Below are 22272 nucleotides of genomic sequence, written 5' to 3'. Positions count from 1 at the left end.
AGGTCAGCGGCCAACGAATGCGCAGAACGCCCGATGTGGATGTGTGATGAGCAAAACGCCAGTCCCTTTACATATTGATGATCTGACCCCCTTCGTTCGGACCTTGTCCAACCAGCTAGGAGCCGCCAGCCCATCGCACCTGACGCTGATGAACATGGTCGCGCGTGCAGCCGGGTTTCAGAATGTGCAACATATGCGGGCCGATAGTGCCGCCAACCGCAGGCTGCAGAACCGGTCCGATCCACCAGCGCCGAATGCCCGGTTGGTTGAACGCACGCTTCATCTGTTCGACACAGAGGGCAGGTTGAGGCAGTGGCCTTCGAAGCGTTCGGTGCAAACCCTTTCGCTTTGGGCGCTCTGGGCTGCTGTACCGACAGGCAAGACTTTGCATGAGGCCAAGGTTAACGCGTGTCTCAATGCCGAGCATTGTTTTGACGATCCGGCAACTTTGCGCCGCACGATGATTTCCTGCGGGCTGCTGACGCGGCGCAAGGACGGATCAGAGTATCGCAGGGTCGAACAAGAACCACCCGTCGACGCAAAACAGGTGATCCACGACATCGCCAGACGACGGCGCGAAAGATCGCAATAAGAAAAAAGCCCCGCTGAACTGCGGGGCTTTTTTGGATCATGCGGCGGTTTCGGACGGGCCGGGATCGTTTTTACTGCCTTTCAACCACTCTCGCATGCTTTGCATCAACGCGTAGAGAACTGGCACCACGATGACACCCACCACGGTTGCAGCCAGCATGCCGCCAAAAACGGCAACACCAATCGCCTTTTGGCTGGCGGCACCCGCGCCGTTTGCAGCCAAAAGGGGAACAACACCCAGCAGGAATGACAAGGCTGTCATCATCACAGCCCGGAACCGCTGGAAAGCGGCCTCTGCCGCAGCATCTTTGATCGACAAGCCATTGGCACGTTGCTCCATCGCAAATTCAACGATCAGAATACCGTTTTTCGACGCAAGCCCCACAAGCATGATCATCCCGATCTGCGTGTAGAGGTTGATGTCGCTGCCAACGATCGCCACGGCTGCCACGGCCCCGAACAGGGCCACAACAACGGAAAGAAGGATCGAAACAGGCATCGTCCAGCTTTCGTATTGTCCGACCAGGAACAGGTATCCAAACAGGATCGCAAGCCCGAGGATGATGATCACCAAACTGCCCGAGGCCAGCTGTTGCTGCGCCGTGCCGGTCCATTCGAACGCATAGCCGGGGGGCAGGGCGGTTGCAGATTCTTCCGTCATCACCGTGATGGCGTCGCCACTGGACAGACCCGGTGCGGGCACTGCCGTTACCGTCGCCGAGCGGAACAGATTGTGGCGTTTCAGAAGAACCGGGCCAAGCACGTTTTCCACATCAATCAGCGTACCCAGCGGAACCATGTCGCCTTTTTGAGACCGGACATACAGGTTGGCAATGTCTTCGACATTGTCCCGATAAGTGCCGTCCGCCTGAATCATCACACGGTAAACGCGACCAAACAGGTTGAAGTCGTTGACATAGTAGGACCCCAACTGCGCCTGCATCGTCTGGAAAACCTCGGCCACTGAAACGTCCAGCGTCTTGGCTTTTTCTCGATCAAGATCGACAAAAAGCTGCGGAACGTTGGCGCGGAACGTGGTGTAGGCTTGCCCAATCTCGGGCCTCTGGTTCGCAGCGTATACGAATGACCCTACGGCCGAGGCCAGATCCTGCGGTGAGCCACCACCGGTCTGCTGTACCTCCATCTCGACACCCGCCGACATGCCCAGACCTTGAATGGGCGGCGGGTTGAAGGCCACGATTGAGGCGGCAGATTCGGCGTTGGCGATGGCAAGGACCTTGGCCAGGATTGCATCCGCGCTCAGGTCTTCTTCCTGCCGGTCCGCCCAGTTGTCGAGGTTCACAAAGATCGCGGCACCGTTGGTGATTGTGCCGTTCAAAAGCGAGAACCCGTTGACCAGAACTGTGCTGGCCACTCCGGGGATTTCTCGTATCTGATCGTCCAGACGCGCCGTCACGGTTTCCGTCCGTTCCAAAGTGGCGGCGTCCGGCAGCTGTACGTCAACAAAGAGATAGCCGTTATCTTCAAGTGGGATAAACCCGGCCGATGTGTTCGACATGATCGTCCCGGTGCCCAGACCAAGACCAACGACGACGGCCAGTGCGATGGCAGGGAAGACCAGCAGTTTGCGTACAATCGCGACATAGCCGTTTCGAACCGTGCCGATAAAGCCTTCGAACACAGCCAGCAGCCCCTTGGGCGGGCCCGAACGTTCCCGCAGAACCAGACCACACAGGGCAGGCGAAAGCGTCAGCGCGTTGATGGACGAAATCACAACTGCGGTCGAAATGGTGACGGCGAACTGCGAATACAGTCGTCCAGAGATGCCGGGCATAAAGGTCACCGGCACAAACACAGCCAACAAAACCAGCGTGGTTGCAATGACCGGGCCGGTGATTTGGCCCATCGCCTTGCGGGTTGCTTCGGCAGGAGGCAGCCCTTCGTCTGCGATGATACGCTCAACGTTTTCGACCACCACGATGGCGTCATCCACCACAATGCCTATGGCCAGCACCAGCGCAAACAGCGAAATCGTGTTCAGTGACATGCCAAAGGCCAGTAGGAACGCAAACGTCCCGATCAGTGACACCGGGATGGCGACCGCAGGGATGACCGTTGCGCGCCAACTGCCCAGAAATACAAACACAACCGAGATCACAAGGATGAAGGTCAGGATCAGGGTCGATACAACGTCGTTCAGAGATGCCTCGACAAAGTCGGTGGTGTTGAACGGCACTTCATATTCCACGTCTGTCGGGAACGCACGGGACAGGCGTTCCAACTCTGCCTGCACACGCTCGGACACCGCCAGCGCGTTTGCACCAGGCGCTTGGTAGATGCCGATCACCGTGGCCGGAACAGCCTGGAAATAGCCTGAGGCCGAATAGAATTGCGCCCCAAGTTCCGTCCGGGCGATGTCTTTGACGCGCACGATAGCGCCGTCAGCCCCGGTACGGATGACAATGTCCGCGAACTCATCCGCTGACGTCAGGCGACCCTTGGATTTGATTGTATATTGAAACGTTTGCCCTTCAGGCACCGGAGGAGAACCGATGGATCCCGCAGACACTTCGATGTTTTGCTCGCGGATCGCGTTGATGACGTCGCCGGGAGTGATGGACAGTGCTGCCATCTTGTCCGGGTCCATCCAGATCCGCATTGCGTATTCCAGGTTGGTCAGGACGTCCGCCTTACCCACGCCCTGCACACGCGCCAGCGCGTCACGCAGGTTGATTGAGGCATAGTTTGACAAAAACACGCTGTCATAGGTGCCGTTGGGCGAGGTCAGCGTGACCAGCATCAGCATGTTGGTCGACGATTTCTGCGTGACCACACCCGAAGACGTCACCTCGGTCGGCAACGACGACATCGCCTGCGCAACGCGGTTCTGAACGTTTACCGACGCGATATCAGGGTCGGTGCCGACCTCGAATGTGACGTTTAGCGAGTAAGATCCGTTGTCCGAAGACGTGGACGTCATATAGATCATGTCGTCCACACCGTTGACCTGCGCTTCGATTGGTGCGGCGACGGTGTTTTCAACAGTTTCGGCGTTGGCGCCGGTATAGGTGGTTGTAACGCTGACCACCGGTGGCGTGATGTCTGGGAACTGCGCGACGGGCAGAACCATATAGCCGATGCCGCCCATGATGGTCAGCACCAACGAAATGACAAGCGCCAGCTTTGGCCGGCTGATGAACAGGGCTGAGAACATCAGTTATTCTCCCGGCTGCTCAGAGGCTACGACCGCGTCTACGGCCACGCCGGGGCGGACCCGCTGCAGGCCCTCGACAATCACACTTTCGCCTTCACGCAGCCCGTCGGTCACGATGATCGCAGTGCCAACCGTGTCACCGGTGGTGATATAGCGTTGCTCGACCATCTGTTGGTCATTGACCACCAGAACAAACTCACCCCGCTGATCGCGTTGCAACGCGGCCTGAGGCACCAGTACCTGCAAGGTGGGTTCCAGCGCTTCGATCTGAACGTTCACAAAGGCACCATCCAGGATCAGACGGGCGGTATTGTCGAATTGCGCCCGGACGGTGATAGCGCCAGTTAACGGATCGATGCGGTTGTCGACGAACACAATCCGGCCAACCTCATCCAACTCGGTACCATTGGGCAGAATGACATGCACATTGGGGCTCTGCGAGCTTTCCGCCAATGAGGCGGAACTTTCGCCGTAGGTTTGCAAAACCGACGTAAACAGCTTTTCGTTCAGTGAAAAGTTCACGTAGATCGGCGTTTCACTCACGATATTGACCAGCGGAGGGTTTGTCGGCCCCACAACGTCACCCACGCTGGTGGTGATGCTGCCGATACGCCCATCGAACGGTGCATGGATTTGCGTATAGCTCAGGTCCAGTTCAGCCTGCTGGATCGCTGCGTTTGCGGCTTTGACTTCGGCCTCAGCCACCAGTTCGTTGGCGCGGGCAATGTCGCGTTCCGATTCCGGTGTGGCGTCGCGCTTATACAGCTCTTCCTTCCGGGCCAGATCGACCTTGGCCAATTCAAGATTTGCTTCAGCCCGGTTCAGATCGGCCTTGCGGGCTTCAAGCGTGGCCTCATAGAGGTCGGGCTCAATCGTGAACAGAAGATCACCTTCCTTGACGGTTGCGCCATCCTCGACCTCGCGGCTGTTAAGAAACCCGTTCACTCGCGCAACAATATCGACGTTGTTGATCGCCTCGGCGCGTCCGATAAAGGTGGCTTCGTCGGTAATCTCTTCAGTGTAAGCTGCCGAAATCGACACTTTCGGAGGCGCGCTTTCTTCCTGGCCGGCGAGTGGAGACGCCAATCCCACAGACAACAGCACAATCGCTGCGGCCAATGGCCTGCTGGTCCGGGTGGAAGAAAAAAGTGCTGGGGACATGGCGAAAGCCTCGTGCGTGACGGTAAGAAATAATGCCGGGCACACCGCATTGGAGGCCCGAGTCGGAAGAACTTGGTATCAGGATGACTTTTTTAACTTGGTTTCTCAAGCGCGATGAATCCTGAACCGGCTGGAGTCAGCGCAGAATATTTCAGCGCTTTGGCTGGTTTAGAAGTTTGCTTCGCCCTCGCCCGCAAGCAAAACGGGGGCCAAACAGGCCCCCGAAGATTAATTGCACTGAAAGAGGGTCAGTTGCGCGTACCTGCAAATTTTTCCTGCCAGTCTTCGCGTTGCTCGTCGGTGATTTTCGCGAATAGAACATCTGGCACAGTAAATGCGTGACCGGCGGGTAGGGCGTCCAATGCCGCGGCCACATCTTCGGGCCAGCCTGTGTCCAGTGTGTTCATCGCGCTGAGCATACGGGCTGAGGTGTCCGGTATGAACGGCGCACTGAGCACAGCGTAAAGACGGATCAGGTTCAGGCCCAGTCGCACCTGAGCGGCGGCCTGTTCAGGGTTTTCCTTGAAGGTTGACCATGGGGCCGCAGCTTGAAGGTATTCATTTCCCGCAACCCAAATCGCCCGCAATTCTTGCGCGGATTTGCGAACTTCCATCGCTTCCATATGGCCTTCATAGGCGCGGACGCGGCGGGTCAACTCGTCGATCAGGGCGTGTTCGCGTTCACCATAGCTGCCGCCTTCCGGCACAGCTTCGCCAAACTTCGAGCGGCAGAACTTGGTGATGCGACTGACAAAGTTACCCAAAACATCGGCAAGGTCCTTGTTCACCGATTGCTGGAAGTTTTCCCAAGTAAACTCACTATCGCTGCTTTCGGGTGCATGGCTCAGCAGCCACCAGCGCCAATAGTCAGCGGGCAGAATCTCCAGCGCCTGATCCATGAACACGCCACGCCCCTGGCTGGTCGAGAACTGGCCGCCATCATAGTTCAAGTAGTTGAACGACTTGATGTAATCGACCAGCTTCCAGCGTTCGGACGATCCGGTGTCTTCGTTGTGCGCGTTTGTGCCCAGGATGGTGGCTGGGAAAGACAAGGTGTGGAAGGGCACGTTGTCTTTGCCCATGAATTGCACATATCGCACGTCATCCGCGCCCTTGTCGGTGCGCCACCAGCGCTCCCAGTCGGCATCGGTTCGGCCGCTGGCATCCGCCCATTCCTTGGCGCAGGCGATGTATTCGATGGGGGCGTCGAACCAGACATAAAAGACCTTGCCTTCCATGCCGGGCCAGTCCTGATCTCCTTTTTTAACCGGAACGCCCCAGTCCAAGTCGCGGGTGATGCCCCGGTCTTGCAGGCCGTCGCCATCATGCAGCCATTTCTTGGCGATTGATGTGGTAAGGACCGGCCAATCGGTCTTGCTGTCGATCCACGCGTCCAACTGGTCTTTCATCGCCGACTGGCGCAGATACAGATGTTTCGTCTCGCGCACTTCCAGATCGGTCGAGCCGGAAATGGCCGAGCGTGGCTCAATCAGATCGGTCGGATCCAATTGCTTGGTGCAGTTCTCGCACTGATCGCCGCGTGCGCGGTCGTACCCGCAATTGGGGCAGGTGCCTTCGATATAGCGGTCGGGCAGGAAACGGCCATCTGCGTTGGAATAGACCTGTTTCTCACTGACCTCACGGATCAGGCCCGCTTCATCCAGTTTGCCGGCGAAATGCTGAGTCAGGCGTTTGTTTTGTTCGCTGGATGAGCGGCCAAAGTGATCGAAGCTGAGGCCGAACCGGTTGGCGATATCCGCCTGAACCGCGTACATATCTGCGCAATATTCGGCCACGGGCTTACCGGCTTTGGCGGCCGCGAGTTCCGCAGGCGTACCATGTTCGTCGGTGGCGCACAGGAACATGACCTCATTCCCCCGGCCACGCTGGTAGCGTGCGTACAGGTCGGCTGGCAATTGCGAGCCGATCAGATTGCCGAGGTGCTTGATCCCGTTGATGTAAGGGATCGCCGAGGTGATGAGAATCCGAGCCATTTTGCGTGTCCACGTAACTGTCTGCGCGCTCGTCTACCTTATGTAACCCGCCAGCAAAAGGCCGGGTTTTGCGTGGATGCCCTGAAATGCCACGATCCAGTCAAAAAACGCTTTATCAATTGAATAGCGATTGCAGGTCAACAGATGTCCACACTACCCATAGGTTGAAAACAGAATCACGATCTCTTGTATTTTTTTTACGACTACCCATATTGAGTGTATACAAAAGTATACAAAAACGAGGGCATATTGCTAATGTTCGACTTCCTGCTTGAGGGTGCATTCGTGCCCTTTACCATGGCGCTTGCGCTGCTGTTTGGCCTGCTGGCCCTAGAGCTGATCGCTCTGGTGCTGGGTGGAAGCATGCTGGCAGGCGAGGGCGAGGTCGATCTGGATGCTGTGGACGTCCCGGATCTGGATGTCGCAGACTTCGATCTCGACATAGATGCCGACATTGATTTGGGCGAGTTTGAACTGGCCGAGATTGAGACGGACGTGCCTGATGCCGCCGCTGCCGGGCCGATGGCTTGGTTGGGGATTGGCAAAGTGCCCTTCATGATCTGGCTTGTTGTGTTGCTGGCGGGTTTTGGTCTGTCGGGCATCGGCCTGCAATTGGCGCTGCGTGATTTGTTGGGCTTTGACCTGCCAAGCTGGATGGCCGCAATCCCGGCAGGTGCGTTTGGTCTGTGGTTCGCACGTGGCTTTGGAGCCGTGTTCGCCCGCCTGTTGCCGAAGACCGAGACTGAGGCGATGTCCGAACGGATGCTGGCCCGCCGTCGCGGAGTGATCTCACAAGGAACGGCGTCTCGTGGCCGCCCTGCCGAGGTGCGCGTGATGGACCGGTTCGGAAACACCCATCACCTTCGCGCCGAGCCGCTGCAAGACAAAGACATCCTTGAGCAAGGCACCGACGTGTTGGTGCTGCGCGACAGACGGCGCGACCGGTTCGTTCTGGTCGGCTTGTCGGACTAACCAAATTACCAACTCTTAAATCGGAGGATTTTGTATGGAAGTTTCATTCCTGGCGATTACGGTCGTCACCATTCTGGCCGTCCTGTTATTCATCGGCCTTGTCCTTGGCCGCCTGTATAAACGCGCGACCCGCGAAGTGAGCCTGGTGAAAACCGGGGCAGGAGGCAAAAAAGTTATCATGGATGGCGGTGTGGTCATTGTGCCGTTGCTGCATGAGGTCAGCCCTGTGAACATGAAAACCCTGCGCCTTGAAGTGCAGCGCAGCGGTGAAGCCGCGCTGATCACTCAGGACCGCATGCGCGTGGATGTGGGTGTCGAATTCTACGTCTCTGTCATGGCGACTGAAGAGGGCATCGCGCGCGCCGCGCAGACACTGGGCTCGCGCACCTTTGACGTCGAACAGCTGCGCGAGATGATCGAAGGTAAACTGATCGACGGTTTGCGCGCCGTGGCCGCGCAGATGACCATGGACGGGCTGCACGAGAACCGCGCTGACTTTGTGCAAGAGGTGCAGAATGCTGTGTCCGAAGACCTGTTGAAGAACGGCCTGTCGCTGGAATCCGTGTCGCTGACTGCGCTTGACCAGACACCGTTCGAAGCACTGGACGAGAATAACGCCTTTAACGCTGTGGGTATGCGCAAACTGGCCGAGGTGATTGCAGCCTCGAAAAAAGAGCGCGCGCAGATTGATGCGGATGCCGAGGTTGAAGTACGCCGGGCCGCGATGGAGGCCGAGCGTCAGAAACTGCTGATCGAGCAGGACGAGGCACAGGCGCGGATCGAGCAGACTCAGAAGGTTGAAACCCTGCGCGTGGCTCAAGAGGCCGAGATTGCGGCGCGGACCGAAGACTCGGTGCGCGAAACCGAACGTGCCCGGATCGCCCGTGAAGAAGCCATCCGCGGGGCCGAGATCGAGCGCGAGCGCAAGATCCGCGATGCTGAGATTGCCAAAGAGCGAGAGATCGAAGTGGCCGAGCAGGAACGCCAGATCATCATCGCGCAGAAATCCGAAGAGGAAAGCCGTGCTCGTGCTTCTGCTGACCTCGCCCGGGCCGAGGCGACAAAGGCGACCGAGGCCGTCGTGACCGCCCGTGAAGTGGCCGAAGCTGAACGCCAGAAGCAGATCGTATTGATCGAAGCGACGCGCGAAGCGGAACGTCAGGCGACTGCGATCCGTCTGGCCGCGCAGGCCGAGAAAGAGGCCGCCGCAGACCGTGCCGAAGCGCGTCGTGAAGAAGCACAGGCCGAAGCGGATGCGTTGAACATTCGAGCCGAAGCCAAGAAGAACGACATGCTGGCCGAAGCGGAAGGTAAGCGCGCCATTGTTGAAGCCGACAACGCTCTGTCTGCTGCGCAGATTCGTATGAAAGTCGATATGGCGCGGATCGAGACGATGCCGTCGATCATCTCGGAAATGGTGAAACCGGCCGAGAAGATCGACTCGATCAAAATCCATCAGGTTGGTGGGATCGGTGCCGGTGCTTCAGGCGGTGGAGCGGCCAACAGCGACAAGCCGGTGGTCAATCAGGCGCTGGATTCGATCATGGGCATGGCTGTGCAGATGCCCGCGCTCAAGAAACTGGGCGAGGAGCTGGGCCTATCGATGGAAAACGGTGTCGGCGGTGTGGTGAACGGTGCGCTAGAGGCGACGCCTGAACCAGCAGACGCGGTCGAGATTGTCGAGGAAGAGACGTCGCCGACTCAGTAAAAAACGAACAAAGAACAAATGGGCCGGGAATTTCCCGGCCCTTTTTTATTCTTCCCGAGAGCGTTTCAAAAGGCGCCCGACGGTAAAGGATGTACGCGGAGCGTAGACGTAGTTTGTCCGCTCTTCCGGCGTCGGGCGAGTGCGCATCCGTGCAAGACCAAAGATGATCAACCCCAGATGTCCGACGGCCACAAAGGCAAACAAAGCGCCGGGACCAAACTGCTCGATCAGTGTCGAGGAAATATAGGGCGATGCAATTGCGCCCAAGGCGTACCAGAACATCAGGGCCGCAGACAGTTCGACCCGTTCTTCACTGGTGGCAAAGTCATTTGCGTGGGCCGAAGACAGCGAAAAGATCGGAAAGGTCGTCAGGCCAAAGAACCCGGCGGCCAGCATCACCCCAAGTGTCCCGGTCCCGCTTGCAGCCATCGTGAACCCGCAACTCAATACAGCGGCGGCAGACAACCAGATCAGAACCCAGCGTCGGTCATATTTGTCGGCCAGCCAGCCCAGTGGATACTGTGCCAGCGCCCCGCCCAAAACAAACGAGGCAAGGAAGAACGCGATCTGGTCCACGCCCAGCCCGACTTCTTGCCCGTAGACCGGACCTACCATGCGGAAGGACGCAGAGCTGAGCGCCGAGACGATCACGCCGGCCACAGCCAGTGGGGAACATGCCCATGCAAGCTTGGGCCGCAGCCGCTGCGTGTTCGGTGTTTGCGGTTGGCTGGCACGTGTCAGGGTCAGGGGCAGCAGCGAGGCACAGCACAGGATCGCCAACAGGTTGTAGGACACGTAAGAGGCAGGCGGCAGCACCGCGATCATCAACTGTGCGCCCAGCGAGGCACCCAGATCTACAAGCCGATAGGTCCCCATGGCCCGCCCGCGCGTTTCATTTGTGACCTTGGCGTTCAGCCATGCTTCGATCACGGTGTAGCATCCCGCAATACAGGTGCCCGACGCGATCCTGAGAACCGCCCAGATGTAGGGATTGTCTGTCAGGGTGTGACCGATCAATCCCATCGCGCCCAAGGCGGTGCAGACTGCGAAAGCACGAGAATGGCCGACACTGCCCATCAGGCGCGGTGCCCACCAGCACCCTACAAAAAAGCCAATAAAATGGGCTGAACCCAGCAGACCGATCTGCTCGGTCGTGAATTCCAGCGTGATTCCGGAAATAGCATCGAGCGGACCAACCCCGCCCGTCGACAGCTGCAACAGAATGGCCGAAAGAAAAAGGGCGGCAAAGGAAATGATCGTGCGCATAGTGATCTCAGATTGGCGTCGTTGCCGCACAATGCGCGCATCTATTCGACTTTATCGAGTCGTTTTTTGCGCTTTGTTAGTTAACGCGCACGGCTGATCTCGGCATGGATGTCCAGACCGACGTTGTCGCGAACCAGATCAGGATAGCCTGACGCGCCAAAGTCATGCCGGTTGAGGGCTCCGGTCAGGCCGATGGACAACGTGTTCAGATCGTCTGCCGCTGTGCCTGCCTGCCGATATAGATTGGCGTTCAGCGTGATTGGCCGCGTTACGCCTCGTACGGTCAGGTCCCCCGTAATGCGGGCCCCGTCCGAGATGCGCCCCTGTGCGCCAAGCTCAATTTTCGTTGAGACAAACCGGATCGTTGGGTGCTGTTTGGCATCTAGTACACTGGGGCTGAGCATGGGCATTCGGGCAAAAGGCAACCGCGTTCTGGCCTTGCTGACGTCCAGCACAACCGAGACTTGACTGTTCTGCAGTTGGCGCGTGTCGATGTTAACATCGGCGGATCGGATTGGCATGGATCCCGACTGCATTACGCCCGACAGATTGAAGCTGAAGCCGACCCTGGTGTCTGTTGTCGACAGAACGTAGGGGCTGAGCGTCGCGTGCGACGGTCGGGCAATGGGCAGGGACGCCAGCCCGGCAAGGAAAATGCGTCGGTTCAATACTGTCATGCCCGAAGGCTAGGGCGTGCACTGTGACCGGCCAATCAAACATTGCGTGATCGCGGCTTTTTCAGGCCGGGGCTTCGTTGGTCGCGATGCGCTTGAGGTGCAGGCCGGACCGGGCGGCGGTCATGGTGGCCTGCCATGTGACCGGGGGCAGGGCACGGGCGCGGCGGCGGGTCAGGGTCCAGCGCCGGGCCTCGCCCTGATGGGCCGCAGCCATGTGCCAGCGCGTTTCGACCCCCTGCGCGCCACCGTCACCAGGTGTCAGCAGCAGGCCAAGCGGAGCCCGCCCCATCGTGCCGCCCTGTTCGGCGGCCAGATGCATCCGGCGCACCGGTGTCAGACCCGGCGCGCCCGGCAGGTCGCCGATGATCAACGGGATCGCCCCGCTGCGCAGCGCCTCTTCCATGCACCACAACAGATCTTCGGCGCGGGTGGGGCGGACAAAGATGAACCGGGCCGGATCGGCAAAGGGCATCATCCCGTCCGGGTTCAGCTGACCAGGCTCCCACGCGGGCGAGATCCACAGCACGGGCCCCTGCGCCTGACTGGCCAGCCACATGGCAAAGCTGCGCCGGGCAGGGCCACATGCCTCGTGCACGCGGCCCAGTTGCAGGGTGATTTGACTATGTAGGTTCAACCCCGGAGCAGCGCTCGTGGGTTTTTGATCAAGAAGATGAGCCGCCATATAGGCAGGCTAACATGTTCTTATTTTGTTCTCAATGATCGAATGCAACCCTGAAAGGGTCAGCGCGACAGGATCATGCGCCCATTTGCGAATTGGATGTTGGAAAATCGATGAAGGTAATCCATCCCCAGCAAGGACTTGTGCAGCTCGCCCTCATTAACCCAGGCAGATACGTTTTGATCGGTGATGGGGCCGACGGTCAGAGTTTCAAGCCGGACCGGGGCGGTGCGCACCTCACCGTTGGCGGTCAGGGCGCGTCCAAAGTAATTCAGTTGATCCGGGTCGATACCTGCACGTTTCGCGTCCTGTGCGCTCAGGACAATTTGGCTGGCACCGGTGTCGACAAGAAAGTTGATCGGCTCGCCATTCACCAGAACGGGCAGATAATAGTGGCCATCATATGCGCGGGGTACCTCAATCGTTTCGCCAGTAACCGTCATCTGCGGAGCAGGGCTAACCGTTGAACGGATATCTTCCCAAAGACCAATAATCGCGATGACGCCGACGAAAATGAACACCCAGGCCATCACCTGTTGCAACGTCTTGTTCAGGGACTGTCGATTGTACGAGATGAACCAGAACACCAGCACTGTGCCAAGTATGACCAGATACACCAGTTGTCCAAAGCTGCCGCCATCCATGTGGTTCACCCCACCAAAGTTACGTGCTGTTTATATGGGGGTTTAAGATGCAAAACCAAAGGCCTTTAGGCCATCCAGAATGAACTGCACCGACAAAGCCGCCAGCAGCATCCCCAGCAACCGGGTCAGCACATTCAACCCGGTTTTGCCCAGAATACGTGCGATCAGACCGCCTGACAGGAAGAAGATCAAAACGACGGCCATAACGGCCAGCATCACCAAGATTGCCTCGGCGATGCCCAGAAACCCCGGGTGCTGACCGGCCAGAAGGATGATCGTCGCAATCGACCCGGGCCCAGCCACCAAAGGAATGGCCAAAGGAAAAACAGACGGATCGGGGTGTTCTTCTTCTTCGGCCCGATCCTCGCGCCGTTTGGTGCGCCGTTCGAACAGCATGTCCAGCGCGGTCAGGAACAGCAGCGCGCCGCCTGCAACTTTGAACGCCTCCATCGAGATGCCGACAAAGCCCAGAACCGCCTCACCAAAGGCTGCAAAGGCGATCAGGATGCCCGAGGCCACAGCACAGGTGCGATAGGCCGTCATGCGACGCGTGCGGGCATCCATACCCTGCGTCATCGCGACAAAAATCGGAGTTGTGCCAAACGGATCAATCACTACGAACAAGGTCGTGAACGCGGTGATGAAAAAGGCAAGGTCGATCATCGGTTAGCCCCTTGCTGAAGTTCTTTCAAAACAGCCAAAGCCTTTTCAGCCAAGGTGCTGGGAACGTACACGTGGTCATGGTGATACCCGGCAACCATGTTTGCAGGAATGTTGTTTTCCGCAAGGGCGGTCGAAACGGCAGCGGTCAGGCCCACCCCCTCAAGCGACGAATGAACCTGCAGAGTGATGCAGCGCATGGGCACCGCGTCTTCCGGTGCGGCGCCAACGGGGATGATCAGCGACAGACCTTCGGCTTCGATGCAGCTTGCCCGTGTACCCACGGGCCAGGCTTCCTCTTGTGGCCAGACAACAAACGCAAATTCGCCCGGCTGAAGCGCGGGGCGCATGCCTGCAATCATGGCCTTGGTTTCAACGACGGGCTTCATCATGCAACGTTTTCTGCCTGTTCCAGCCGTTCTGCCGCAGCAACCCATAGTGCTTCGGCCTTTTGCATCGCCTCGGTCACTTCCGCGAATTTGCGGTTCCAGGTTTCCAGATCGTTGATCTTGTCGTCTTCATACAAAGCCGGGTCCGACAGTTTGGCCGAAAGCTTGTCATGCATATCCGTCAGCTTTTCGATCCGATCCTCGCATTTGCGCAAATCGGCCCGCAAGGCCAGCATAGCCTCGCGCGAGGGGCGTTTGGGCTTGCTGACTTGCGGCTTTTCTTTGACCGGCTTGTCCCGCGCCAATAACATAGATCGGTACGCTTCAAGGTCGCCGTCGAAGGGCTTGACTGTCCCGTCCGAGACCAACCAAAGCCGGTCCGCGACAAGGCTTAGAAGGTGCATGTCGTGGCTGACTAACACGACTGCACCGGAATAGGCGGTCAGTGCTTCGACCAGAGCCTCGCGGCTTTCGATATCAAGGTGGTTGGTCGGTTCATCCAGGATCAGCATATGCGGCGCATCAATCGTGGCGATCAGCAGCGACAGGCGCGCTTTTTGGCCACCTGACAGACGACCGACCTCGGTTTCGGCCTGATCCGCGTTCAGTCCAAATCCAGCCAGCCGAGAGCGCCACTTGCCCGGCGCTTCGTCAGGACGCAGACGGCGCAGGTGGTCCAATGGCGTTTCGTCCACGTAAAGCTCATCCACTTGATGCTGTGCGAAATAGCCGATGCGCAGCTTGTTGGAACGGCTCATCTTGCCCGCCATCAGGGGCAGGCGGTCGGACAAAAGCTTGGACAAGGTTGATTTGCCCTGACCGTTCTTGCCCAACAGGGCAATCCGGTCATCCTGGTCAATCCGCAGGTTCAGGCGGCGCAGAACCTCAGTCTCGCCATAGCCGGTCACACCACCTTCGATCTGGATGATCGGCGGCGACAGTTCTTCTGGCTCGGGGAAGGAAAACGCGCGCAGGGCGGCCTCTTGCGGGGTTGAGACCAGTTGAATGCGCTCGATCATCTTCAGGCGGGATTGGGCCTGAACGGCCTTGGACGCCTTATAGCGGAAGCGATCGACGAAGCTTTGCAAATGCGCGATGCGTGCCTTCGCCTTGGCGTTCTCGGATTCCGCCTGCGCCAGACGTTCAGCGCGCCGTTCGGCGAATTTGTCATAAGGCACCGCGTAATAGGTCAGCTTGCGGTCTTCCAAATGCAGGATCGAGCCGACGGCACGGTTCAACAACCCTCGGTCGTGGCTGATTATGATCACCGTGTGCGGATATTTGGCCAAATAGCTTTCCAGCCACAACGCGCCTTCAAGGTCCAGATAGTTGGTTGGTTCGTCCAGCAACAGCAGATCAGGCTGCGAGAACAACACCGCTGCCAAAGCGACACGCATCCGCCAGCCGCCCGAAAAATCCGAACAGGGCTTTAGCTGGTCTTCATCGTCAAAACCCAAGCCTTTGAGGATCGAGGCAGCGCGCGCCTCGGCGGACCAGGCGTCGATATCGGCCAACCGGGTCTGGATCTCGGCAATGCGGGCGGGGTCTTCGGCGCAGTCGGCTTCGGCCATTAAAGCGCTGCGTTCCGTGTCAGCGGCAAGAACCGTGTTGATCAGCGAGACATCGGACGAGGGCACTTCTTGCGCGACACCGCCGATCCGCGCGCGTTTGGGGACCAAGATATTGCCCGATTCCAGCGCCAGTTCCCCTCGGATCAGGCGGAACAGGGTGGTCTTTCCGGTGCCATTACGGCCCACAAGGCCAACCTTGTGCCCGTCTGGAATGGTTGCGCTTGCGCCGTCAAATAAAGGGCGGCCTTCAACGGCATAGGTGATGTCTTCGATCCGTAGCATGGGCCGCTCTTAGCAGAGGCGTGATGCCGCCGCCAGCGGCTTGGCATGTTCAAGTCTCATGCAATGTGTTAGCGCTGTGTCGTTTGCTTTTCTGAACGGTTTTTCCCATGCGCGCGGCCCAAACGCCCCCTCATCTGATCACGCTGATCTTTGCCACTGCGTTGTCGGTGCTGTCGCTGAACATGTTCCTGCCGTCGCTGGCCCACATGAGCGAAGATTTCGGCGTGGATTACGGCCTGATGAACCTATCGGTTGCCGGTTATCTGGCGGTTTCAGCCGTGCTGCAACTGATCATGGGGCCGCTGTCTGATCGCTTCGGACGCAGGCCGATCCTGTTGATGAGCATGACGATCTTCGTCGTCGCCTCAATCGGTTGCACACTGGCCGAGTCGATCTGGGGGTTCTTGGGTTTCCGGCTTTTGCAGGCTGCGGTGGTGGCCGGGTCGGTTCTGTCCAGCGCATCGATCAGAGACCGGTATCCACCGAACGAGGCGGCCAGCAAACTGGGGTATGTGGCGATGGCCATGGCTTTGGCACCGATGCTTGGGCCGATGCTGGGCGGCGGGCTGGATATGCTCTTTGGCTGGCGCTCGGGGTTTGTGCTTTACACTATGCTGGGGGCAGGGCTGTTGGTTTTGCTGTGGTTTGACATGGGCGAGACCAACATGAACCGCTCGTCCACCTTTACAGCCCAACTGCGCGAATACCCGGATCTATTTCGCGCCCGCAGGTTCTGGGGTTACGCCTTGTGCGCGTCGTTTTCGATTGGCGGGTTCTACAGCTTCATAACCGGCGCGCCTCTGGTCGCCGCCGCTTGGTTCGATCTGAGCCCTGCGATGTTGGGCCTTGGCATAGGGATTATTACCGGCGGGTTCATGGTGGGTAACTTCGTCACTGGCCGGATCGCCGCGCGGACACGTCTGACCACGATGATCCTGATCGGACGGATTGTAGCTTCGACCGGGCCGTTCTGTGGATTGCTGCTGTTTCTTGCTGGCCTTGGGTCGGTCTGGGTGTTCTTCGGCTCGGCCATATGCGTGGGATTCGGCAACGGGCTGACCAACGCCAATGCCGCGGCAGGAGTCATGTCCGTGCGCCCCAGGCTGGCAGGCAGCGCAGCAGGGTTGTCTGGTGCGATGGTGGTGGCGCTGGGTGCAATCCTTACCTCGATGACAGGTGCATTTGTCAGCCCCGAAAACGGACCTTTTCTGGTGCTGGGCATGATGTGGGCATGCAGTTTTGCCGGGTTGCTTGCAGTGCTGTATGTCCGTCGTCTCGACCGGATCGACCCGTTGCCGGATACATTCTGAACGCCAAAGCGGCGAATGGGCTATCATAACACTTTTCATAAGCCAAAGACCGTGATACGCGGCGCGCGATGGATTTCGGCGCGGGCCCCGCGCCACATTGTAAGGAGAGGCCGACATGGCACTGGAACGCACATTCTCGATCATCAAACCCGATGCAACCCGCCGCAACCTGACTGGCAAAATCAACGCCAAGTTCGAAGAGGCCGGCCTGCGCATCGTCGCGCAAAAGCGCATCCACATGACCAAAGAGCAAGCCGGCAAGTTCTACGAAGTGCACGCCGAGCGTCCGTTCTATGACGAACTGTGCGAATTCATGTCGTCGGCTCCGGTTGTTGTTCAGGTTCTGGAAGGCGAAGGCGCCATTGCAAAGAACCGCGAAGTCATGGGTGCAACCAACCCTGCAGACGCGGCAGCTGGCACCATCCGCGCCGAGTTTGCCGAGTCGGTTGGCGAAAACTCGGTCCACGGTTCGGACGCACCAGAAACCGCAGCAGTTGAGATCGCGTACTTCTTCTCGGGCATCGAACTGGTCGGCTAAGCCACCGCTTTTGCCAACGTATTGGGCCGCTCCGCTTGGGGCGGCCTTTTTTGTTCAGACTTGCTTTAGATCTTGTGGTGCAACGCGCACGCCAATGGCATCCAGATCGGCGATCATCTTATTTTCCGGCGCGGCACTGTTGCCTGCCTTTATCGCGTCAAAGCGCAGCCGTAGGGCTTTCTTTTCTTCGCCTTTGCAGTCGTTCCACGGACGGCCCTGCAACCCCATCACCAGAACGTAGTAGCCGATAAAATGGGCCTTGGTTCCGGCGCGTAAAAGACGGGCATAAGCCTCGTCTGGCCCCAGCTGTCGCAATTCTTCCGCCGAATGAATACCTGCACGGGCGCAGGCTTGTTCGAAAGCCGGGCCAAGGTTTCGGATCGATGAAACAGGGTCGCTCATTCGTTCGTTTTACGTTGATCCCGCAGCCCTGTCACCCGAGGATTACGTTTGGTCAAAACGGAATGTCTTGATGTTTTCTCAAGCTTGCGTTTGCATGAGGCGAGGCTTTCGCGGAGGGTCGAGTGTTTGAACACAAAAAGACCAAGGAAGGATCGGCAGAAGGGGGAATGACTGTGCCGCCTGAAGCTCTGTTCTTTCTGTCCTCGCTGATGGACACGAAAGCTCTTGAAGCTTCTTTGACGGGTTTAACTTTGGTGATTGAGCCAAAAGGCACAAGCAAGCCTTTTTCGCTGTTGGATTGCCATGATCAGACCCAGCGCGCAGCGGGTCGAGTGCTGATCGAAAGCGGTGCGGCATTGCACTTGCTACAAAAAGGCCAACGCCCGTTGTCCCAGAACGGCATGGGTAATGGGCGATTTGTTCAGAACCTGCCTGACGGTGAAGTTCGGGCAGCGTTGCAGGATTTTCCAACGCTCCGGGCCCTGATGCAGATCGGGGTTGGTAAGCTGAAAGAGAAGTCTTTTGTCGTGCTGGATGAGCTGCAAAAGACCCAGGTCAGAGGGGTGATCTGGTCTATGACGTCAACCTCGGGGCGGGCTACGGTTGTTCGATTGCATGGATTGCGCGGTTACGAGCGTGCCTATCAAAAGGTCTGTTCTTCAATCGTTGAACTGCCGGGCTGCGCACAGGACGTTGAAGCGTTGTATGCGGGGCTGTTTCCGGGCTTGGTGACCTACCGGGCAAAGCCCGAGATCGCGCTTGGGAAAACGGAACCTTCGCTTGAAGTGGCGACAGATATTATCCACACCTATCTGAAGGTTGCCCGCCAAAACGAAGAGGGCATGGTCGCCGATATTGATACAGAGTTTCTGCACGATTACCGTGTGTCTTTGCGTAAAATCCGGTCTGTGGTCAGCCTGTTCAAAGGGGTGTTTTCCGAAGATCAGACCGCCGATCTGAAACGCGTTTTTTCGGACCTTATGGCACCAACCGGGCGGCTGCGCGATCTGGATGTGTATCTTTTGGAAAAAGATATGTATTTCAGCCTGATACCGGCCAATCTTCATTTGGGATTGCGGGCGATGTTTGACCAGTTTCAGAAAGAGCGCAAACAGGAATTGTCGCGCTTGTCTCGCAGATTGCGCAGCCGTGACTACGACGCCTCGATGAACCGGCTGATCGAAAAGTTTGACGGCACCGCCCATTTGCAACCCGGGCCAAATTCGGACCGGGGCGCTTATGATTATGCCTGTGCGCTGATCTGGAAACGCTATCGCAAGGTATGCAAAATCGCGCGTAGTATCACCGATGACACTCCGGATGAGACGGTCCACGACCTGCGTATCGACTGTAAGAAACTGCGCTATTTGATGGAGTTCTTTGCCCCGCTCTTTGACGCAAAGGCATTCAAAAAAATCCTCAAGCCTCTGAAAAAGCTGCAAGATAACCTGGGCCTGTTCAATGATTATTCCGTGCAACAAGAGGCGTTGCTGACATTTGTCTCGCAGCAAAGCAACGCGCAGGGTCGCGTGGATGCACAGATCGGTTTAGCCGCGGGAGGGTTGATTTCTGTGCTGGATCAACGCCAAAAATTCGAGCGCAGCCGTGTCATCACCAGTTTCCGGCATTTTGACAGCCCTGAAACCCAGCATCTGTTCCGCAGTTTGTTTCACCATAATGAGGAGTAAGGGATGAAGATCATTGCCTGCTACAGCAACAAGGGCGGTGTCGGCAAAACCGCAACCTCGGTGAATCTGGCATATGCCTATGCGCAGGCGGGGAAGCAGGTTTTGCTGTGTGATCTCGACCCTCAAGGCGCGTCGGGTTTTTATTTTCGCGTGAAACCCTCAAAGAAGCTGACGGACGCGCGGTTTTTCGAGGACGTGGATCGGTTCATCAAAGCAATCCGGGCCAGCGATTTCGAAGGTTTGGACGTGCTGCCTGCAAACCTGACTTTCCGTGATTTCGATGTCTTCCTGTCCCGGATGCGGAACAAACGCTCGCGCCTGAAAAAGGCACTGGTTTCGGCCGGCAGCGATTATGACGTGATCATTCTGGATTGCCCGCCAAACTTTTCAACCCTGTCCGAAAACATCTTCAAGGCGGCGGACGAAATCGTCGTGCCGGTTATTCCCACAACGCTGTCTGAACGCACATTCGACCAGTTGGTAAGCTTTTTTGATGAACACAAGCTGCGAAAGAAAAAGCTGAGGGCGTTCTTTTCGATGGTCCAGCAGCGGAAGGTTCTGCATCAGGAAACGATGCTGTCGATGCGCAAGCTGTATCCTAAACGGTTTTTGCAAACGACGGTGCCATTTGCGGCGGACATCGAAAAGATGGGTCAACACCGCGCCCCGGTCAGCACTTATGCCGGGCGCAGCGTGGCCTGTGCATCCTACCGAGCGTTGTTCGAAGAATTGGAAAACGGAGCGGTTTCAACCCAATGAGCAAGGAAATCGAACGCAAGTTTCTGGTGGCTACCTTGCCGGACCTGAGTAGTGCGCAGAAAGCCGTTGTGCGACAGGGATACTTGACGGCGCCTGATGACTCGACCGAATTGCGGTTGAGGCAAAAGAACGATGCGTTTTTTCTGACTTTGAAAGGTGGCGGTGGTTTGGTCCGTGTTGAGCGTGAGGCACAGATTACGGAAGAACAGTTTGAAACGTTCTGGCCCGAAACCGAAGGTCGCCGTGTCGAGAAAGAGCGGTACACCGGACAATTGCCGGATGGGCTCATGTTCGAGCTGGATATCTTTTCGGGCGATCTGGCGTCTTTGCGTCTGGTTGAAGTGGAATTCGACTCGGAAGAAGATGCCGCGGCTTTTTTCCCACCGGATTGGTTCGGGGCGGATGTGACAGAAGACAAACGCTATAAAAACAAGACGATGGCGACAGAAGGTATCCCTGTTTAAGGGTTCTGGGCCAGATAGATCGTCGCCTGTAGCCCAGGATCACAGTTTTGGGCTGCAAACCTGCCGCCATGCATATGCGAAATCGCCGCGACCAATGCCAGTCCCAGCCCGGCGTTGCGCTCCGTCCGCGCAGGGTCAAGTGTAACGAATGGAAGTTGCAGGCGGTCTAGTTCTTCGGGTGGGACGCCCGGACCTTGGTCGCGCACGTGCAGACATGCAAATCCGTTTTCGGCATCCAGCGAAATCGTGATGGTCGAATCCGCAGGCGCATATCGCATCGCGTTTTCAAGCAGGTTGGACAAGGCCTGTGACAGAAGCGGGCGGTGCCCTTCGATCGGGGGGGCAGAGCCAGTGACGTCGAGTGAAATACCCTGATCAGCGGCAACTGGGTCGTATAGTTCAACCACATCACCGACCAATTGCTGCAAGTCGATGGTTTCAAACTGTTCGCGCCCAAGCCCGGCTTCGGCGCGTGAAATCTCGGTCAGTTGTGCCAGCACGCGCAGCACGTGGTCTATTTCAGCCGTTGCACGGGCGACATCGACTTCACGGTCCAGATCGGTTTTTCCCGGCTCTGACAGAGCCTCGACACGCTGGCGCAGGCGAGAGAGCGGAGATCGCAGGTCATGTGCTATGGAATTCGACGTGGTGCGCAGGTTGCTGATCAATTCTTCAATCCGGTCCAGCATGTTGTTTAACGTGCCCGAGACCTGGTCAAATTCGTCGCCGGTTCCGCGCAGAGGCATTCTTTTGGATAGATCGCCAGACACGATGTTTTCGGCCGTACTGGCTATGTCCGAAAGGCGTGCAAAGACCAGACGCGTGAACAGCCAGCCGGTGATCACGCTCAGCACAAAGGCGATCCCCAGTGCCAATGCGACCGACCTGAACAGGACGCGATCAAACTGCTGACGTGTGGCGGCATCGCGCCCAACCAGCAGACGTTCGCCACCCGGCAGGCGGATTGAGGCGGCAGAAACCGGGACAAGCTGGTCATTGTCGGCGCGGCGAAGCTCCAGATCGACCCAACCGCTACCTGCTGCCACATTTACGGGCCAGGATTTCAGGTTGCCGACCAGCTTGACGCCCATCCGATCCGTCAAAAGGTAAAGCGCGTCACGTTCAGAAGCGCTTGGCAGGCGACGCTCAATTGCGGTGATCAGCCCAAGCAGACCTCGCCGTTCATATTCATCCGCCAATCCCGTCAACTCGGCAGAGACGACCGAGCGTGTCTCGGATTCAATGCTTCGGTTTGCGGTGACGTACACCACAGCCAGCACCGAAGCAGTCAAAAAGGTGCTGAGAAACATGCTGGTCGCGACTAGCCTTGTTCTGGAATTGT

At 57.8% G+C, this 22272-nt stretch carries 20 protein-coding genes; 8 read left to right on the top strand and 12 right to left on the bottom strand.

The genetic code is table 11. The annotated features are described in order from the left end of the window. Positions 1-46: 46 nt before the first annotated feature. Positions 47-592: a DUF2087 domain-containing protein gene (locus GS646_RS09275; protein ID WP_171182852.1), complete on the top strand. Its 546-nt coding sequence runs from the start codon at positions 47-49 to the stop codon at positions 590-592. Between the two features lie 36 nt (positions 593-628). Here GS646_RS09275 and GS646_RS09270 read toward each other — a convergent pair whose 3' ends face one another. The 3 genes from GS646_RS09270 to metG form a co-directional block, all read right to left on the bottom strand. Next, complete coding sequence (locus GS646_RS09270) at positions 629-3766, bottom strand: efflux RND transporter permease subunit (RefSeq protein WP_171089568.1); 3138 nt, start codon at positions 3764-3766, stop codon at positions 629-631. Between the two features lie 3 nt (positions 3767-3769). After that, on the bottom strand, positions 3770-4927 hold the full coding sequence (locus GS646_RS09265; RefSeq protein WP_171182854.1) for an efflux RND transporter periplasmic adaptor subunit: 1158 nt from the start codon (positions 4925-4927) through the stop codon (positions 3770-3772). A 248-nt stretch (positions 4928-5175) separates the two neighbouring features. Beyond that, on the bottom strand, positions 5176-6921 hold the full coding sequence (gene metG / locus GS646_RS09260) for a methionine--tRNA ligase (RefSeq protein WP_171182856.1): 1746 nt from the start codon (positions 6919-6921) through the stop codon (positions 5176-5178). Between the two features lie 255 nt (positions 6922-7176). Between metG and GS646_RS09255 the strand changes: the two genes are divergently transcribed. Both GS646_RS09255 and GS646_RS09250 read left to right on the top strand, forming a co-directional pair. Next, on the top strand, positions 7177-7893 hold the full coding sequence (locus GS646_RS09255) for an OB-fold-containig protein (RefSeq protein ID WP_171647053.1): 717 nt from the start codon (positions 7177-7179) through the stop codon (positions 7891-7893). A gap of 34 nt (positions 7894-7927) precedes the next feature. Beyond that, the gene (locus tag GS646_RS09250) at positions 7928-9601 is read left to right on the top strand and encodes a flotillin family protein (RefSeq protein WP_171182860.1); all 1674 of its coding nucleotides are present in this window, start codon (positions 7928-7930) and stop codon (positions 9599-9601) included. Positions 9602-9646: 45 nt separating this feature from the next. Here the strand turns inward: GS646_RS09250 and GS646_RS09245 are convergent, their stop codons facing one another. From GS646_RS09245 to GS646_RS09215, 7 genes are all read right to left on the bottom strand, one after another. Beyond that, complete coding sequence (locus GS646_RS09245) at positions 9647-10867, bottom strand: MFS transporter (protein WP_171089579.1); 1221 nt, start codon at positions 10865-10867, stop codon at positions 9647-9649. A gap of 80 nt (positions 10868-10947) precedes the next feature. Next, positions 10948-11544: a YceI family protein gene (locus GS646_RS09240; protein WP_171646850.1), complete on the bottom strand. Its 597-nt coding sequence runs from the start codon at positions 11542-11544 to the stop codon at positions 10948-10950. A gap of 61 nt (positions 11545-11605) precedes the next feature. Further along, entirely contained in the window at positions 11606-12226 is a 621-nt protein-coding gene (locus tag GS646_RS09235) for an ImuA family protein (protein WP_171646851.1), read from the bottom strand. Between the two features lie 59 nt (positions 12227-12285). After that, positions 12286-12867 carry a TIGR02281 family clan AA aspartic protease gene (locus tag GS646_RS09230; protein ID WP_171182865.1) on the bottom strand — a complete coding sequence of 194 codons (582 nt, stop codon included), beginning with the start codon at positions 12865-12867 and terminating at the stop codon, positions 12286-12288. Between the two features lie 42 nt (positions 12868-12909). Further along, positions 12910-13530: a MarC family protein gene (locus tag GS646_RS09225; protein ID WP_171089588.1), complete on the bottom strand. Its 621-nt coding sequence runs from the start codon at positions 13528-13530 to the stop codon at positions 12910-12912. Further along, complete coding sequence (locus GS646_RS09220; RefSeq protein WP_171182867.1) at positions 13527-13919, bottom strand: ACT domain-containing protein; 393 nt, start codon at positions 13917-13919, stop codon at positions 13527-13529. The genes GS646_RS09225 and GS646_RS09220 overlap by 4 nt, the downstream gene beginning before the upstream one ends. Further along, positions 13916-15769 (bottom strand): ABC-F family ATP-binding cassette domain-containing protein, encoded by a 1854-nt coding sequence (locus GS646_RS09215; RefSeq protein ID WP_171182868.1) that lies wholly within the window; start codon positions 15767-15769, stop codon positions 13916-13918. Before GS646_RS09215 ends, GS646_RS09220 begins: the two co-directional genes overlap by 4 nt. Before the next feature lie 107 nt (positions 15770-15876). On the opposite strand from GS646_RS09215, the gene GS646_RS09210 reads away from it, so the two are divergent. Next, positions 15877-17079 (top strand): multidrug effflux MFS transporter, encoded by a 1203-nt coding sequence (locus GS646_RS09210; RefSeq protein ID WP_171182871.1) that lies wholly within the window; start codon positions 15877-15879, stop codon positions 17077-17079. 115 nt (positions 17080-17194) lie between these two features. After that, positions 17195-17617: a nucleoside-diphosphate kinase gene (gene ndk, locus GS646_RS09205; RefSeq protein WP_155143779.1), complete on the top strand. Its 423-nt coding sequence runs from the start codon at positions 17195-17197 to the stop codon at positions 17615-17617. A 54-nt stretch (positions 17618-17671) separates the two neighbouring features. On the opposite strand, the gene GS646_RS09200 is transcribed toward ndk, so the two are convergent. Next, on the bottom strand, positions 17672-18019 hold the full coding sequence (locus GS646_RS09200) for a TfoX/Sxy family protein (RefSeq protein ID WP_171182873.1): 348 nt from the start codon (positions 18017-18019) through the stop codon (positions 17672-17674). A 122-nt stretch (positions 18020-18141) separates the two neighbouring features. Here GS646_RS09200 and GS646_RS22880 point away from each other — a divergent pair, with 122 nt between their 5' ends. The 3 genes from GS646_RS22880 to GS646_RS09185 are packed head-to-tail and all read left to right on the top strand — an operon-like array spanning position 18142 to position 20930. Beyond that, complete coding sequence (locus GS646_RS22880; protein WP_171182874.1) at positions 18142-19707, top strand: CHAD domain-containing protein; 1566 nt, start codon at positions 18142-18144, stop codon at positions 19705-19707. 3 nt (positions 19708-19710) lie between these two features. Continuing rightward, entirely contained in the window at positions 19711-20466 is a 756-nt protein-coding gene (locus tag GS646_RS09190) for a ParA family protein (protein WP_171182876.1), read from the top strand. Continuing rightward, complete coding sequence (locus GS646_RS09185; protein ID WP_171089601.1) at positions 20463-20930, top strand: CYTH domain-containing protein; 468 nt, start codon at positions 20463-20465, stop codon at positions 20928-20930. The genes GS646_RS09190 and GS646_RS09185 overlap by 4 nt, the downstream gene beginning before the upstream one ends. Here the strand turns inward: GS646_RS09185 and GS646_RS09180 are convergent. Then, positions 20927-22240 carry a HAMP domain-containing sensor histidine kinase gene (locus GS646_RS09180; protein ID WP_253746387.1) on the bottom strand — a complete coding sequence of 438 codons (1314 nt, stop codon included), beginning with the start codon at positions 22238-22240 and terminating at the stop codon, positions 20927-20929. The genes GS646_RS09185 and GS646_RS09180 overlap by 4 nt on opposite strands. Between the last annotated feature and the right edge of the window lie 32 nt (positions 22241-22272).

It is taken from the genome of Ruegeria sp. HKCCD4315 (assembly GCF_013112245.1).
Lineage (GTDB): Bacteria > Pseudomonadota > Alphaproteobacteria > Rhodobacterales > Rhodobacteraceae > Ruegeria.
The sequence above is the reverse complement of the archived record's forward strand: the minus strand, read 5'-3'. Positions and strand labels throughout refer to the sequence as shown.